Annotated in this window: 6 protein-coding genes; 4 read left to right on the top strand and 2 right to left on the bottom strand. The window is 69.4% G+C overall.

Translation table 11 applies throughout. The annotated features are described in order from the left end of the window. Positions 1-117 precede the first annotated feature (117 nt). The 4 genes from ABZW96_RS27150 (at position 118) to ABZW96_RS27135 (ending at position 5,107) form a co-directional block, all read left to right on the top strand. Positions 118-1,914 (top strand): exonuclease domain-containing protein, encoded by a 1,797-nt coding sequence (locus ABZW96_RS27150; protein WP_355078456.1) that lies wholly within the window; start codon positions 118-120, stop codon positions 1,912-1,914. Positions 1,915-2,589: 675 nt separating this feature from the next. Then, positions 2,590-3,528 carry a CorA family divalent cation transporter gene (locus tag ABZW96_RS27145; protein ID WP_355078455.1) on the top strand — a complete coding sequence of 313 codons (939 nt, stop codon included), beginning with the start codon at positions 2,590-2,592 and terminating at the stop codon, positions 3,526-3,528. A 139-nt stretch (positions 3,529-3,667) separates the two neighbouring features. After that, positions 3,668-4,036: a nuclear transport factor 2 family protein gene (locus ABZW96_RS27140; RefSeq protein ID WP_355078454.1), complete on the top strand. Its 369-nt coding sequence runs from the start codon at positions 3,668-3,670 to the stop codon at positions 4,034-4,036. A gap of 168 nt (positions 4,037-4,204) precedes the next feature. Next, positions 4,205-5,107 carry a trypsin-like peptidase domain-containing protein gene (locus tag ABZW96_RS27135; RefSeq protein WP_355078544.1) on the top strand — a complete coding sequence of 301 codons (903 nt, stop codon included), beginning with the start codon at positions 4,205-4,207 and terminating at the stop codon, positions 5,105-5,107. Positions 5,108-5,177: 70 nt separating this feature from the next. Here ABZW96_RS27135 and ABZW96_RS27130 read toward each other — a convergent pair whose 3' ends face one another. Beyond that, positions 5,178-5,855 carry a DUF6875 domain-containing protein gene (locus ABZW96_RS27130; RefSeq protein WP_355078453.1) on the bottom strand — a complete coding sequence of 226 codons (678 nt, stop codon included), beginning with the start codon at positions 5,853-5,855 and terminating at the stop codon, positions 5,178-5,180. Then, complete coding sequence (locus ABZW96_RS27125) at positions 5,852-16,144, bottom strand: amino acid adenylation domain-containing protein (RefSeq protein WP_355078543.1); 10,293 nt, start codon at positions 16,142-16,144, stop codon at positions 5,852-5,854. The genes ABZW96_RS27130 and ABZW96_RS27125 overlap by 4 nt, the downstream gene beginning before the upstream one ends. Between the last annotated feature and the right edge of the window lie 14 nt (positions 16,145-16,158).

Raw genomic sequence — 16,158 nt, 5'->3', positions numbered from 1 at the left:
TGGCGTTCGTGTCGGTCCCGGCCCGTGCGGCGACCTCGTCCATGGTGAGTGCGGCGTATCCGGAATTCGAGGTGCGATCAATGCAACGTTCGGGACCGTGGTCACGATGAGTTGGCCGTGCAAGGGAATGCGATTGTGCGCCAAGCGCCTTCAACGGCGGGTTTCGGCGCCTACACCGTTGTCGACGTGGAGACCTCGGGTCTGCGGGCCGAAGAGCATCGGGTGCTTTCGGTGGCGGCATTGGTCCTGGACGCCGACGGCCAGGTCGTCCATGAATTCCATACGCTGGTCGATCCGGGCTGCGACCCGGGGCCGGTGCACATCCATGGCCTGACGGCCGAGATCCTGCGCGGCTCACCGCGATTCGAGCATGTGCGCGAACCTCTTTCGGCCCTGCTGGCCGGCCGGGTGATGGTCGCGCACAACGCGCACTTCGACTACCGGTTCCTCGCCAGCGAATTCGGCAGGACCGGCGCCGATCTGCCGGTGGGTCGCCGATTGTGCACGCTTGCCCTCGCGCGGCGGGTCGCGCCGCCGACGCCGGATTGCAAACTCGGCACGCTCGCCGCCTATTACGGGATTTCACGTTCGAAAGCGCACGACGCGTTGGACGACACTCGCGTCCTGGCCGGTGTGCTCAGAGCGCTGATCGCCGATGCGGCGCGGCTCGGCATCACGCCGCCTCTGCTGCGCTGCCCGCCGAAGGAGAACTACCAGAGCGCGTGGGGTCTGCCGACCGAGCGGACGGGCCCGAAAACACCGTGTCCTTACACGTATCCGGGCCGGTTCGAGACCGGTGGCGCTCTCGTCCAGGGAATGAAAGTGGCCTTCACCGGCGATACCGCGACCGATCGGGACGTCCTGGTCGCCCGTGCCGAAGCGGCCGGACTAGAGGTGACCAGCGCGGTGAGCGGTCGCACCAGTGTGCTCGTCACCAACGCGCCGAATTCGACCAGCGGCAAGGCTCGCAAAGCCGTCGAGGTCGGCACCCCGATCGTCAGCGAGAACAGATTCCTGTTGTTGCTGGAGCGTGTCGAGCCGGGTGAGCGCAAGGGCGATCAGGTGGCGCGAACTTCTTCGACACGTCGTCGACCGTCGCGTGTGCCGGTTGCACCCGGTGGCCCCTTGGCGGGACGCCGGGTGCTGGTGCTCGGTGGAACGCATGGCGGTGCCGCCGCAGTCCGGTCACGGATCGCCGAGCTCGGCGGCTCCGCGGCCGTGAACATGTCCGGGCGGGTAACCGACGTGCTCGCGCTGACCGGAGGGCACGCCGACCGGCGCTGCGTACGGGCCGCCGAACTCGGCATCCCGGTGCACGGCGCCGAATTGCTCTCGGCGCCGCAGCCTTCCGACGCGTCGCCGGCATCGCGTCGCGCGGGCGCCGAGCCTCTTGCGCTGATTCGTGGTCAGGTGATCGATCTACCGATCGACGACTTCGGCATCGATTGGACGATCCGGGCGTCGTGGGCCTACAGCGGCAGCGGGGCGGTTGACCTGGTCGCGTTCCTCGTCGACGGTGACGAGCAGGTGGCGGGCGACGACGACTTCGTCTTCTACAACCAGCCCGAGACGCGGGGCGTGCGTCTCGTCGCCGAGGGGCCCGACGAGCAGTCCGACGCGATACGGCTGGATCAGCTGCCGCGATATTGCCGCCGGATCGTGCTGGCCGCCGCGTTGGACGACGCGGAGGCCACCTTCGGTGATGTCGGCGCGATCGAGGTCGAGGCGATGCCGGGCGCGGAGGCAGGCGTTGTCGCGCGCGCGACGATGGACGCGGCCACCGAGGAACGGACGTTGGTGCTCGCCGAGGTCTACCTGCGTGGCGACGTCTGGCGGTTGCGTGCGGTGGGCCAGGGTTATCCGACGGATCTCGCGGTGCTGGCGCGCCGGTACGGGGTGGATGTGGCGGAGTGACGTCGCGGTGGCGGCGAGCCGGTAGGGTGGCACGGCCGTGACCGGCAGTGCAATCAGGTGGCCGCCGCCGACGGCCTGGGCTGCTCGGCGCCGGAAACCGCTGTCGTTCGCGGTCGTCCGGCTTCCCCTGCTGCCGTTGGATTTCCATCCGGTGGCGCGCTGTCGAACACTTGCGCAACTGATTGACGTACCCCGATGGGCGGGTTTCTAATGATGGATGGCGCAATTCGTGCGCCGGTCGACCGACGAAGCGAGGTGAGCGGCAGATGCCGGATGACAGTATCGACGTCTACAGCCGGGCCGCTCTCGCGAAACAGGTTGCGCCGGCGCGTCGTTGATCCGCGTGCGTGATCGCCCGCCGGGCAACGGCGCCTATCGGCCGACACGGTACGGACCGCAACCTTCGTCATCTCTCCGGCGCGTAAGAGCGGCGCGTCCGGGTTCGGCCGATACGTGGCCCCCGACCCGCGGCGCCGCCCGATCACGTCGCTGCTCGCCCCTGCGTGCGTCCTCGGTACCGGAGGAGTGCGCCAGCCCCGCACGATAGCAAGTATTGGAGCATCCACTATGGCCACATTGCCAGAGAAGGCCGAAACATCGCCTCGCACAACAGATCCGGAACGGCGACAGCAGGCCGGATCCGCGGTGCGCTCCTTCCGCGGGCAGTGGTAGTCGATGACGACCTTTCTCAGTGCCGTGACCGCCGACCACTTCGATACCGAAGTGCTCCAGCAGCATTGGATTCCGCTCGCCGCCGACGACGCCGACACCGCGGCGGTGCTGCGGGAACGGCTCGGCATCGACTTCACGTCCGCACGCGATCAGGTCCTGGAGACCGACAGCTTTCGCTACTTTCCGGTGACGGCCGGATTCCAGCGTGGCGAGAACATCGAACAGGAGACGATCGTCTTCGCCCTTGGCGGTGAATTCCTCGTGACGCTGCAGCCGTCCGAGCATTTCGTCCCCTTCGACAAAGCGGTCGCGAAGATGCGGCGCGACCCGGCGCTCGCCGGCTCCGCGCACGGCGTGATGTACGCGCTGCTGTGGGCACTGAACGAGGCGTCGGAGCGGGTGCTACATCATGCGGGTGACGCCATGGAGGCGTTGCGCGACGAGATCGAGCGGACGATCACGGGCCGGGACCGGCGCGAGATCGAGCTCGCCGACCTGCGCGGCGTGATGTCGCGGATGAACGCGACCGAACGCGTCGTCTCGCGCACTCAGGAGACCCAGCGGCAGCTGGCCCGCGCCGCGCGGCATCTGATGGCCGACACGTCGTCGGCGAAGGCGGAACTCGACGAGGCGATCGGCATCCTGCTCGCCGACATCGACGGGGTGGGGCAGTATGCGGGCTCGGCGTACGACAACGTCCGCTTCTTGCAGCAATCCGTGACGATCTGCCTGAACGTGCGGCAGAGCGAGATCGTCAAGGTGTTCACCGTCACCACCGCGGTCGTCCTGCCGCCCGTTCTGGTCGTCGGCTGCTACGCCGCAGGTCTGCTCGACATCGCCGAATTGCCCTGGCAGCTGAGCCTTTTGATCACCGTGCTGCTGGCTCTGGCGGCGGCGGTGATTCCATCGGCCTATCTCGAGAAGCGGGGCCTACTGCGCTGAGCCCTCGGGCGCGCGCTTATCCGGCGATCATTACCTCGCGCGTAATCGACTCTGGGCGCGCGGCGCGGCAAGGTTGGAGACAGCCGATCGGAAGACCCGAACGGTTGCCGAAAATCATTACCGCACAGGAGGATTCATTATGTCGCGCTACGAGGAAGCGGTCGATCGGTACTTCGCCGCGTGGAACGCCACCGACGAGGACGCCAGGGCCGCGGCGGTGGCGGCCGCGTGGGTCGAGGACGGCGCGTACACCGATCCGCTCGCGGAGGTGCGCGGGCACGCCCAGCTGGCGGCGGCCATCGGGGGCGTGCAGGCGCAGTTCCCCGGGTTCGAGTTCCGTCGCCTCGGCGCGGTCGACGGTCACCACGACATCGCCCGCTTCTCCTGGGAGCTGGTCTCCGCGACCGACGGCAGCGCCCCGGTCGCGGGTTCGGACGTGATCTCCCTCGGAGCCGACGATCGGATCACGAGTGTGCACGGTTTCCTCGACCGGGTGCCCACGGCGTAGCGCCCGGTGCCGGACCTGCGATCCGTATCCCGGCGACACGCCCGGCGCACCCGCGGCCCAGGTTGCGCCTGCGGCGAACACCGTGCGTCGTCCGCGGCGCGAGGGCATCCTGGACGCAGTAGTGCAATTCCGGCGAACAGGGTGGTGGTCGGCGTGGACAACGCCGCGATGGATGCCTACTCCCGCACGGTGATCGCGGTGGCGGCGTCGGTGACGCCGCACGTGGCCAGCGTGCGGACCAGGCGGGGGAGCGGATCGGCGGTGGTCTTCACCGACGACGGGTTCCTGTTGACGAACGCGCACGTCGTCGGCGCGGCCCGCGAGGGTGAGGTGGTCTTCGCCGACGGGGTGGAATCCCGCTTCCACGTCGTCGGGGTGGATCCCCTATCGGATCTCGCGGTGTTGCGCGCACGCGGCGGCGCGCCGGACGCGGTGCCGCTCGGAGATGCCGACCAGTTGGTGGTCGGCCAGCTGGTGGTGGCGGTCGGAAGTCCGCTCGGCCTGGCGGGTTCGGTCACCGCAGGCGTGGTGAGCGCGCTCGGGCGCGCGGTTCCGGTGGCATCCCGCCGCGCCGGCCGCGTGATCGAGGACGTGATCCAGACCGACGCCGCGCTCAACCCCGGAAATTCCGGTGGCGCGCTGTCGGACTCGGCCGGCCGGGTGGTCGGCGTCAACACCGCGGTCGCGGGCATCGGGCTCGGCCTCGCCATCCCGATCAACGCGACGACGCGCCGGATCATCGGCACGCTGCACACCGAGGGGCGCGTCCGGCGCGCATACCTCGGCTTGGTCGGTGTGCCAGCGCCCCTGCCCGAGCCGGTCGCCGCGCGCACCGGGCAGGCCGCCGGGGTGCGCATCGTGGAGGTGGTCCGTGGCGGCCCCGCCGAGCTGGCCGGGCTGCGCCGCGGCGATCTGGTGCTGAGCGTGGCGCGGTCGCAAGTGCGTGACGCGCAGGGGATTCAGCGGCAGCTGTTCGCCGAGTCGATCGGCGTGCAACTGCCGGTCACCGTGCTGCGCAACGGAGCCATGGTCGACGTCTTCGCGGTCCCGGTGGAACTGGTGGCGGACTGAGCGCTGTCCAGCCGGTCGCCGGGACCGGCTCGGCGGTGGTCACCGGGTCCGCACCGCCCACACCACCGACTCACGAAATGTCTTTCTGGGCGTCGATCGCCTGTTCGAGTCTGACGGACATGGCCGTGGCGACGAATCCGGGAATGGTAGGGGCGAAGAGCCTGAGGTAGGTGTCGATCCATTCGTGGCGCGCGACGAGGAACGGATAGTCGGTAGGGGCCATGTGGCGTACCGCGAGGATGGGCAGGGGCGCGTCGAGCGCCGGGAACGCCGGATTGTGCAGTCCGGGGTAGGTGCAGCCCGGATAGAACTGCCCGATCATCAGACCTTTGTCGACGAATTTGGTTTTCTGTTGTCGTTGCACCGCGTCGATCGAGGGGTAGTCGGTGAGGTCGGGAAAGACCGCGAGAACGGCTTTGAACAGCGACTCGGGCGCCTCCCGCGGTGGCAGGGCCGGGAAAAGGTCGTACAGATCGTCGGCGATCGCGGTGATGCGCCCGATATCGATGTCGTGCCCATCGAAGTAGGCGGCCCACAGGTACCTGTGCGTGATGGCGTGGCTGGTGTAGGGGCAGACAGGACCGGGCCGGCCGAGATCCGGGTGGGAATGGCACAGGTATTCGCGGGTCCACCGACGGAGTTCGGCGAACCGGGGTTGGTCGGCGAGGCCTGTTTCCGCGTCGGGAGCGAAGAGGTTGACCGGCTGGACGCCGGAGCGTGTCCCGACTATGGGGTCGGTGTTCATCATCGGCTGGTCCTTGCTGAGATCGGAGGCTCCGGTGAGGGGACGGGGGTGCGGCGGAAATGCTCGGTCAGGGTTGATCCGATGGCATGTAGCGCCTCAGGGTCGGTCATCCTTTCGTGCGGGACGGCAACACGGTGTTCGAAGATGCTGCCGGTGAGGTACTCCTGCCACGCGAGAGATGGAGAGGGGCCGTCGTCCGGGTGGCCGTTGGCGGCGCTGAAGTAGAGCAGATCACCGTCGAAGAGTGCCGGTCGATGATCCCGGGTGAGGTCGATGAGCCGGGTGTAGTCGCCATACAGAACCGCCAGATGTTCGGGCGTGAGGGCGGTGAAGAGACCGCCCTGCCGGTGCAGCAAGTCGGTCGCGGCCTCGACGGTGAAGTCGGCCGGAATTCGGAAACCGGCCACGCCGCCGAACTCGGTGAGCAGGTCCCTGAGGGTGGGGAGGGGAGCTTGTGCGCTGCCCGCGTCGACTACGCGCGTGTCCATCATCGCCAGGGTGGCGACGGGTTCGCCCTCGCGGCGCAGTCGCACGGCGATCGCGTGCGCGATGGTGCCGCCCAATGAGTAGCCGAGCAAGTGATAGGGGCCGTGCGGCTGGACCGACCGGATCTCCCGCACGTAGCGGGCGGCGAGTTGGTCGAGCGTGTCGAACCGCGCGGTGGGGTCGGTCAGCGCCGGGGATTGCAGCCCGTGAACGGGCCGCTCCGCACCGAGGTGCTGCACGAGTCCACTGAAGCCCCAAGCCAAACCGACGGCCGGGTGGACGCAGAACAGTGGCGGCTCCGCACCGGTCGCGCGCAGGGGGAGCAGGACGGCGAGCGCGTCGTGGGGGTCGGGTTCCTCGAAGCCGCTCAGCCGGGCCTCGATGCGGCGGGCCAGCGATTGCGGTGTCGGGTCGCTGAAGATCCACTGAATCGGCACGGGCACCCCGGTGGACTCCTCCAACCGCGCCACCAGTTGGGTCGCGGCGAGCGAGTTGCCGCCGAGGGCGAAGAAGCCATCGTCGCAACCGGCACGCTCGAGCTGGAGCGTTCGCGCGAACGCCGCGCACACGGTGGCCTCCAGCGGTGTGGACGGCGCGCGGAACGGGGGGCGGTCCGGCGCGGGCAGAGCTTTGTAGTCGAATTTGCCGGTGCTGGTGAGCGGGATCCGGTCGAGGACGACGATGGCGGTGGGGATCATGTGGGTGGGCAGGCGGGTTGCGAGGTAGGTGGTCATGGCGCCGGTGTCGGGTGTGGTGTGCGGCGTCGGTACGACGTAGCCGGTGAGCTGGCCGGTGCCGTCGGGGCGGGTGTGCACGGTGACCGCGGCATAGGCGATGTCGGGATAGCCGCTCAGCGCGGATTCGACCTCGCCGGGTTCGACGCGGTTGCCCTGGACCTTCAACTGCAGGTCGCTGCGGCCCTTGTATTGCAGTCTTCGGTCGGCGGTCCACGCCACCAGGTCGCCCGTGCGATACATCCGCGTCCCGGGCCGCCCGTACGGGGCGGGGACGAATCGGCTCGCGGTGGTCGCGGGTTGCTTGTGGTAGCCGCGGGCGAGGCCCGGTCCGGACAGATAGAGTTCGCCGACCACTCCGAACGGAACGGGGCGGAGCTTGCGATCGAGTACGACGGCGGTGAATCCGCGGATCGGGCCGCCGATGGCGATCGGGCCGTCGACGGTGGTGGACAGCGGAGTGCCTGCGCAGCTCACGACCGTGGTCTCGGTGGCCCCGTAGCTGATTAGCACCGTGCGGCCCGGCGTCCACCGCGCCGCCAGCTCCGGCGGACACGGCTCACCGCCGATGACCAGGGTTTCGAGTCCGTCGGGATTCATCGCGGCGAGCATCGTCGGGGTGAGCGCGGCATGGGTGACGTGTTCCGCCCGGACCAGCTCGGACAGCCCGGCGCCGACCGGTGTGGGGGCGAGGATCAGCGTGGCCCCGCCGCAGACGGCGCTGATCCATTCGAGGATCGAGACATCGAAGCTCGGCGAGGCGACAGCCAGTATCCGAGAGGACGGAGTGATGCCGAACCGTTGCCGCGTATCCGCGGCCAGGTTCGCTATCCCGGTATGTGTGACCACGACGCCCTTCGGGGTTCCGGTGGAGCCGGAGGTGTAGACCAGGTAGGCCGGGTGCTGCGGTCGTAGTGGGGCTGTTCGGTCGGCATCGCTGATCGCCGCGGAGGACACTTCTGCCGACGTCGCGGCGAAGGAGGGGCTGTCGACGGTCAGCCATTCGATGGTGTCCGGCAACTGATTTCGGTAGGGCTCGCGAGTAAGCCCGACCGTGGCACCGGAATCCGTCAGGATGGTCGTGCTGCGTTCGCGCGGATGGCTGGGTTCCACCTGGACGAACGCGCCGCCGGTCTTGGCGACCGCCCACACGGCGATCATGGCGTCGATGGAGCGAGGTAGCGCTATGGCTACGAACGATTCCGGTCCTATCCCGGTGTCGATCAACACCCGCGCCCACCGGTTCGAGGTTTCGTCGAGTTCGCGGTAGGACAGTCGTGCGCCGTCGCAGACCACCGCTTCGGTCTCCGGTTCCATCGCGGCGGTCAGCACCCGCGGCAGCACCGACATCACCGCCCCGTGTGGCCCGCGAACGGGCACCAGCGCGGCCTGCTCGGCCTGCGACAGCAGCTGTAGCCGGGTCAGCGGCAGGTCGATGTGGTCCGCGACGGTGTCGAGCACGCGCAGCACGCGGTCGGCGATGGCGTCGATCTGCTGTCGGGTCAGCAGGTCGGGCAAGTATTTGAAGGTCAGGTGCAATCTATTGTCCTGGTGCACGATCAGGCCGAGCGGGTAGTGCGCGGCATCGCGTCCGTGCACGCCCAGGACACGCATTCCCGCGATGTCGGTGTCTTCGGACAACCCGGTCGAGTCGATCGGGTAGGACTCGAAGGCCGTCACGGTGTCGAACATCGCGCCAGGACCGGCGATCTGCTGGATCTGGGCCAGGCCCAGGTGGTGATGGTCGAGCAGCGCGGCTTGTTCGGTCCGGATTCGCCGCACCAGTTGGGCGAGGGTTTCGCGGTGGTCCAGCCGGACCCGCACCGGCACCGTGTTGATGAACAGCCCGATCATCGATTCGATGCCGGAGATCTGGGGCGGGCGCCCGGAGACGGTGGTGCCGAACACCACGTCGTCGCGGCCGGTCGCGTTGGCCAGCACGATTCCCCAGGCGGCCTGAACGAGGGTGTTGAGCGTGACCTCCTGTCGGTGGGCGGTGGCGACCAGCGCCGAGGTGCGGTCTTCGCCGAGCTGAACTTGTACGTCGCGCGTGTCGGTGATGTGCCTGCGGCCGCGGTCCGCGATCGCCAGCAGCGTCGGCTCCGACACGCCGTCGAGTGCCCGCGTCCACGCGGTTTCCGCCGCGTTCCGGTCTTGGGCGTGCAGCCACGTCAGGTAGTCACGGAAGGGACGGCCCGGAGCGGGCGCCGTGGCGTCGTCGTCGCAGGCGTAGAGGGTCAGCAGCTCCCGGATGAGCAGTGGCGTGGACCAGCCGTCGATGAGGATGTGATGCATGCTCCACACCAGCCGGTATCGGTCGGGGTCGGTGCGCACCAACGTCATTCGCAGCAGCGGCGCCGTGGTCACGTCGAAGCTGGCGCGCCGGTCGGCGGCCATGAGCTGATCCAGCGTGGCGGCGGGATCGTCGTGCTCGGCCAAGTCGATGAGGGTGAACGGCACGTCGACGTGCTTATGCACGACCTGGACCGCTTCACCCGCGCCGTCGCGCACGAACGCGGTCCGCAGGTTGGGGTGCCGTCCGACGAGCGCCTGCGCGGCGCGGCGCAGCCGCTCGGCGTCGACGTGCCCGCCGAGTTCCATGCAGAGTTGCACGATGTAGGCGTCGAGGGCGCCGTCCGCGAGCTGAGCGTGGAACAGCAACCCGGTCTGCAGCGGCGTGAGCGGCCAGATGTCGTCCAGGGCCGGGTGCAGGCGCTCCAGCCGGTCGATCGTGTCCTGGCTCAGATCGAGGAGATCGAGGTCGGAGGGGGTGAGCCCGCCGGCGCCGGGCCGGGACGCATAGTCGGCCAACGCGGTCACCGCGTCGCGCCACAGTTCCGCGAGGCCGGTGACCTCGTCGGAGGTCAACAGACCGGTCGGATAGTCCCAGGCGGCGGTGAGAGCCGGCCCTTCCGGGGTGTCGGTGACGACCGCGTTGACTCCCAGCACGGATGCGGCGGCCGCGTCGGGGTTCTGAACGCCGCCGCCTCCGGCGGGCATCCACCCGGCCTCGCGCAACGCTGCCGGAATGGTGTCGTACCTGCCCATATAGTTGAAGCTCACCTGCGGCGCGGGCAGCGCACGCAGGATGCGGGCGGTATCGGCGTCGAGGTATCGCAGCAGTCCGTAGCCGATCCCGTGATCGGGAACCTGCCGCAAACGCTCCTTCACCGATTTGACGACAGCCCCGGCGGCGGGTCCGGCGGCGAACGCGTCATCTATGTCGATGCCGGACAAGTCGAGTCGCACCGGATAGGTGGTGGTGAACCATCCGATGGTGCGCGAGAGGTCGGCGTGCGGGAGCACCGTGTCGTGGCGGCCGTGGCTTTCGAGGGTGAGCAGCGTTTCCGGCGCGGTGTCGCCGTGCTCGCGCCGCCATCGGGTCAGCGCCAGAGCGAGCCCCGCGATCAGCGCGTCGTCCACGTTGCCGCGGAAGGCCTCCGGCAGCGTGGTGAGCACCGCGCGGGTCGCCGCGATGGGCAGCTTCACCTCGACGGTCGCGACGGTGGCCTGCACGTCCACCGCGGGGTCGATGGGGCGTGCGCCGATCGGCGGGTCCGCGGCGTCGAGTGTGGTGCGCCACCACTCGAGTTCGTCCCGGCGCGCGGCGGCGGTGTTCAGGGCATGCGCCCAGCGTCGCATCGAGGTACCGACAGGCGCGAGCCGCGGCGGTTGCCCCGCGCTGATCTGCGCCCACGCGATCGCGAGGTCCGGAACCAGGATGCGCCACGAAACGCCGTCGACGACCAGGTGATGCGCGACGATCAGCAGCCGTCCCGGCTGTCGCGCCCACTCGAACCAGACCAGTTGCAGCACGACACCTGCCGCGGGGTCGAGGCGCTCGGCCGCGGCGTTCGCCTCGGCGTCGGCGATCGCGGCGAAGTCGCTGCTGTCCGGCGCCGCGGTTACCGGCACGCGCCGGATCAGCCCCGCGGCGGGTGCGGCGGTCGGCGATACGTGCAGCGCCCAGCCGGACGCGTGCGCGGGGTCCGGGCGTAGCCGCGCCCGCAGCATGTCGTGGCGTTCGAGCACCGCTTGGACGGTGGCGCCGATTCCGGCGCTGTCGATACCGGCAGGCAGCGTGAGCATCGCCCACTGGCTGAAACGGTCGAAGCCACCGCGTTCGAACATCCAGCACATGATCGGCGTCAGCGGTATCTGTCCCACGCCTCCGCCGGGCAGTTCGGCGGGCAGGGCGGCGGCCTCGGTGCTGTCGCGCACGGCGACCCGGGCCAGTTCGGCGACCGTTCCGTGCTCGAATACGTCGCGCGCGGAGAACAGCAGATCCGCCGCCTTGGCGCGCGCGACCAGCTGAATCGCCATGATGCTGTCGCCGCCCATGGCGAAGAACGAATCGTCCGCGCCGACCTCGTCGAGTCCGAGCACCTCCGCGAACAGTTCGGCCAGCGTCGTCTCGAGCTCGGTGGCCGGTGGCCGGGATCCGGCACGAGGGGTGAAGTCGGGCTCGGGCAGAGCGGTGCGGTCCAGCTTGCCGTTGGCCGTCATCGGTAGCGCGTCGATCACCACGACGGTCGCGGGCACCATGTGCGAGGCCAACCGGTCCGCGGCGAACTCGCGGACCGCGTCCGTGTCGAGATCGGCGCCGGACTCGGGAACCACGTACCCGATCAACCGGTCGCCGGTGACCGCGCCTCGGCGCACGGCCGCCACCGCGTGCGCCACACCCGCGTACGCCAGTAGCGCCGATTCGACCTCACCCAGCTCGATGCGGAAACCACGGATCTTCACCTGAGAATCCGTCCGGCCCATGTAGTCGAGCGTCAGATGTCCGGTCGGCGACCGCAGCCACCGCACCAGGTCACCGGTCCGGTACATGCGCTGCCCCGGCCCCGCGAACGGATTGGCGACGAACCGAGACGCGGTCGTGCCCAACCGGTTGCGATAGCCGCGCGCCAAAGCGGGACCCGCCAGATACAACTCGCCGACGACTCCGACCGGTACCGGCCGCAACCAGGTGTCGAGCACGATCTCCTGTACCCCGCGGATCGGGCTGCCGGTCGTCACGGCCTCACCCGCCACCAGCGGGCGCCCGGCGTCGGTCTGGATCGTGGCCTCGGCAGGACCGTAGGTGTTGAACAATCTGCGGCCCGGCGCCCACCGCGACACCAACTCCGGTGGGGGCTCCTCGCCGCCGATCACGACCGTCCCGAGGCCTCCGAGCCCGGCCGGATCGACCGTCGCCAAGGCCGTCGGCGTCAGCGCCGCGTGCGAAACCCGCTCCCGCGCCAAGATTTGCGCCAGCTCGTCCCCGCCGTAGACAGTCGGCGGCGCGATCACCAGTTGCCCGCCCGTCGCGAACGCCCAGAGGTATTCGAGTACCGCCGCGTCGAAACTCGGAGACGCGGCGTGCAGCACCCGCGTGCCCGGCCCGACACCCAAACGCGTGCATTGATCGTCCACCAGATTCGCCAGCCCCTTGTGCGACACCACCACGCCTTTCGGCTCTCCCGTCGACCCGGACGTGTAGATCACGTACGCCGCGTGGTCGGGCCGCACCGGCCGTGTTCGCTCCTCGTCGCGCACCGGCGCTGCCGGGAATCCCGCCAGCCGCGCTTCGACCGCCGGTTCGTCGAGCGCCAGCCATCGCACCGATCCGGGGAAACGATCCCGCCATCGCGACAGCGTGATCCCCACCGCCACACCCGAATCGGTGAGCATGTACGCGATGCGGCCGGCCGGATACTCGGGATCCATCGGCGCGAACGCCGCCCCGGACTTCGCCACGGCCCAGACCGCCAGCACCGACTCGACCGACCGCGGCAATCCGACCGCGACGCTCGTCTCCGGGCCCGCTCCCAGGCCGATCAGCATGCGTGCCAGGCGATTCGACTCCGCGTCCAGTTCGCCGTAAGTCCACCGGCGATCGCCGCACACCGCCGCGACCGCTCCCGGATCGTTCGCCACCGCCGCGGCCAGCAGATCCGGCAAGACCTGCGCCGACACCGTCGGACGACCCGACACGGGCGCCAACTCGCGGTATTCCGCGGAGGACAGCAGATCCAGCCGGGACAGTGGTAGATCCGGGTCGGTGGCGACCGCGCCCAGCACGCGCAGAACTCGACGCAGCGTCGCGTCCATCATGTCGTGGTCGAAGAGGTCGGGCAGGTACTTGATGTGGAGACGCAATCGCGTGTCGACCTGGGCGACAACGCCGATCGGATAGTGCGCCGCGTCGGTGCCGCTCACATCGAGCAGCCGCATGCCCGCGATGTCGGTGTCCGCGGTGAGCCCGCCACGATCGACCGGATAGGACTCGAACACCGTCATCGTGTCGAACACCGCTCCCGGCCCGGCCACCCGTTCGATGTCGGTCAGGCCCACGTAGTGGTGATCGAGCAGCGCGGCTTGTTCGGCCTGGATCCGGTCGAGCAGCTGCCCCAAACTCTCGGTGCGGTCGAGCCGGACACGCACCGGCAGCGTGTTGACGAACAGCCCGATCATCGATTCGACGTCCGAAAGTTGCGGAGGCCGTCCGGAGACAGTGGTGCCGAAGGTGACATCCGTCCGGGATGTCAAGGCGCCCAACACAATCGCCCAGGCCGTCTGGACCACGGTGTTGAGGGTGACTCCGCGTGTCCGTGCCAGGTTCGTCAAGTCCGCGGTCTGTTCCTCGGTCAATTCGCCGAGGACATCTCGTGATTCGGTGTAGCGGCGGCGGGGGTCGGACGGAGCCATCAGAGTCGGCTCGTCGGCGCCGTCGAACGCACGGGCCCAGGCGTCGAGCGAAGCGGTCGGGTCCTGCCGCGCCAGCCATGCCAAGAAGTCCCGATAGGGCCGGACACGAGGGAGCATCGCGTCGTCGCAGTCGGTGGCGTAGAGCACCAGCAACTCCCTCAGGAGCAGCGGCATCGACCAGCCGTCCAGCAGCAGGTGATGGTTGGTCAGCACCAGCCGGAAGCGCTCCGGCCCGATGGTGACCAGCATCCAGCGCAGCAGTGGGGCGCGCGACGGGTCGAACCGGGTCGCGCGGTCCTCGGCCATCAACCGAGTCCACTCTCGATCCCGTTCCCCGTCGTCCAGCCCGGACAGGTCCAGCTCCGTCCATGGCGCCTGGACGTCTTCGTCGACCACCTGCACCGGCCCGGTGTCGGTGACGAACGCCGCGCGCAGATTCGCATGCCGGTTCAGCAGCGCCTGCCCGGCTCGGCGCAGCCGCTGCGCATCGACTCGCCCACCCAGTTCGAGGACCAGCTGGACCACATAGGCGTCCACCGACTCCTCGGCGAACACCGCATGGAACAGCAATCCCTCCTGCAACGGAGTCAACGGCCAGACATCGCTCAGCGCCGGATATCCGGTCTCGAGCCGCTCGATATCGGACTGGGTGAGATCGACGAGGTCCAGATCCGACGGCGTCCGTCCGCCGGTCCCGGCGCGGCGGCTGTATGCCGCCAACGCGGTCAGTACCCGGCGCCACGACTCCGCCACCTCGTGCACTTGGTCGGCGGTGAGCACCCCGGCCGGATACGACCACTTCGCCCGCAGCCGCCGCCGGTCGCCGTCGTCCAGGACGAGGGCGTTGATGTCGAGCACCGCCGACATCGGCAGGTCCGGATCGAGCGCACCGGTGAACTCGGCGCCCGAGAGGTCCCCGCCGTCGTCCACCGGTAGCCATCCGGCCGACGGCGCTCCTCCGGGCACCTTCGTGGCGACGCGGCCGAGGTAGTTGAATCCGATCTGCGGTGTCGGCATGCTCTCGAGTTCCGGTCCGGTATCGGTGTTGAGATACCGCAGCAAGCCGTAGCCGATCCCGTGGTCCGGGACCTTGCGCAACTGTTCCTTCACCGACTTGACCGCTGCCCCCAGCGCGGGCCCGCCCGCGGTCGCGTCGTCGACATCGATGCCGGACAGGTCGAGGCGCATCGGGAAACTCGTGGTGAACCAGCCGACCGTCCGGGCCAGATCCGAGCCGGGGACCGCGCGCTCCTCGCGGCCGTGCCCTTCCAAACCGATCACGACGTCCGCGAGATCGCCGGACGCTACCGTGTCGCGCTCGCGCCGCCACTTCGTCACCGCAACCGCCAGCGCGGCCAGCAGCCCGTCGCTCACCTCGCCGTGGAATGCCGCGGGCACGGTGGTCAACAACGCCTCGGTCACCTCGGGGGGAACATCGATCTCGACCGTGCGGGCAGTGGCGGCCACATCGATCGCGGGGTCGAGGGGGCGGGATCCGATCACCGGATCGTCTCCGGCGGCCATCGCTTTCCAGAATCCGAATTCGGCGCGCCGCTCGGCGCTTCCGGCCGATTCGACCAGCCCGTGGGCCCACCTGCGCATGGACGTCCCGACCGGGGCCAGCTCGGGTGGTTCGCCGGACTCGATCCGCGCCCACGCGATCGCGAGATCCGGCACCAGCACCCGCCAGGACACTCCGTCGACGGCCGTATGGTGCGCCACCACCAGCGCCCGGCCCGGCTCCGTCGTGGCTACCGGGTCGAACCAGACCACCTGCAGCACGACCCCGGCGCCCGGATCGAGCCGGTCCGCGGCGGCGTCCAACTCCGCCGCCACAGAAGCACGGAACTCGGCGCTTCCCGGGGCTTCCGGCATCGCCACCCGACGGATGACGTCCTCGGCTCGAATCGCCCCGGCGGGCAAGGCTTCCCACGCCCAACTTCCGTCGTCGGTCGGGCGCAGCCGCGCGCGCAGCATGTCGTGCCGATCGAGTACCGCCTGCACCGTGCCCACCAGCTGCTGCCGGTCGATCCCCGGCGGCAGTCCGAGCAACACCGCCTGCGAGAAGCGGCCGAACCCAGACCCGGCCTGCTCGAGCAGCCACCGGACGATCGGCGTGACCGGCACCGGCCCCACGCCTCCGCCGGGCAGTTCGGCCGCGAGCGCGGTCGCCGCGGTGCCGCCGCGGACGGCGACCTCGGCCAGCCCGGCGACCGTCTTGCGGTCGAACACGTCGCGCGGGGTGAACACCACACCCGCCGCCCTGGCTCGATTGACCAACTGGATCGACATGATGCTGTCGCCGCCGAGGGTGAAGAAGGAGTCGTCGAGTCCGATGGTGTTGGTGTGGAGTATGTCGGTGAATGCTTGGGTGATGGTGTGTTCGAGGG

The organism is Nocardia sp. NPDC004168 (assembly GCF_040610355.1).
Classification (GTDB): Bacteria; Actinomycetota; Actinomycetes; order Mycobacteriales; family Mycobacteriaceae; genus Nocardia; species Nocardia sichangensis.
The sequence above is the reverse complement of the archived record's forward strand: the minus strand, read 5'-3'. Positions and strand labels throughout refer to the sequence as shown.

Bases quoted from the DNA above. Each gene is read 5' to 3' on its own strand.
- ABZW96_RS27140 (WP_355078454.1), top strand. From the start codon at position 3,668: ATGTCGCGCTACGAGGAAGCGGTCGATCGGTACTTCGCCGCGTGGAAC.
- ABZW96_RS27135 (WP_355078544.1), top strand. From the start codon at position 4,205: ATGGATGCCTACTCCCGCACGGTGATCGCGGTGGCGGCGTCGGTGACG.
- ABZW96_RS27145 (WP_355078455.1), top strand. From the start codon at position 2,590: ATGACGACCTTTCTCAGTGCCGTGACCGCCGACCACTTCGATACCGAA.
- ABZW96_RS27130 (WP_355078453.1), bottom strand. From the start codon at position 5,855: ATGATGAACACCGACCCCATAGTCGGGACACGCTCCGGCGTCCAGCCG.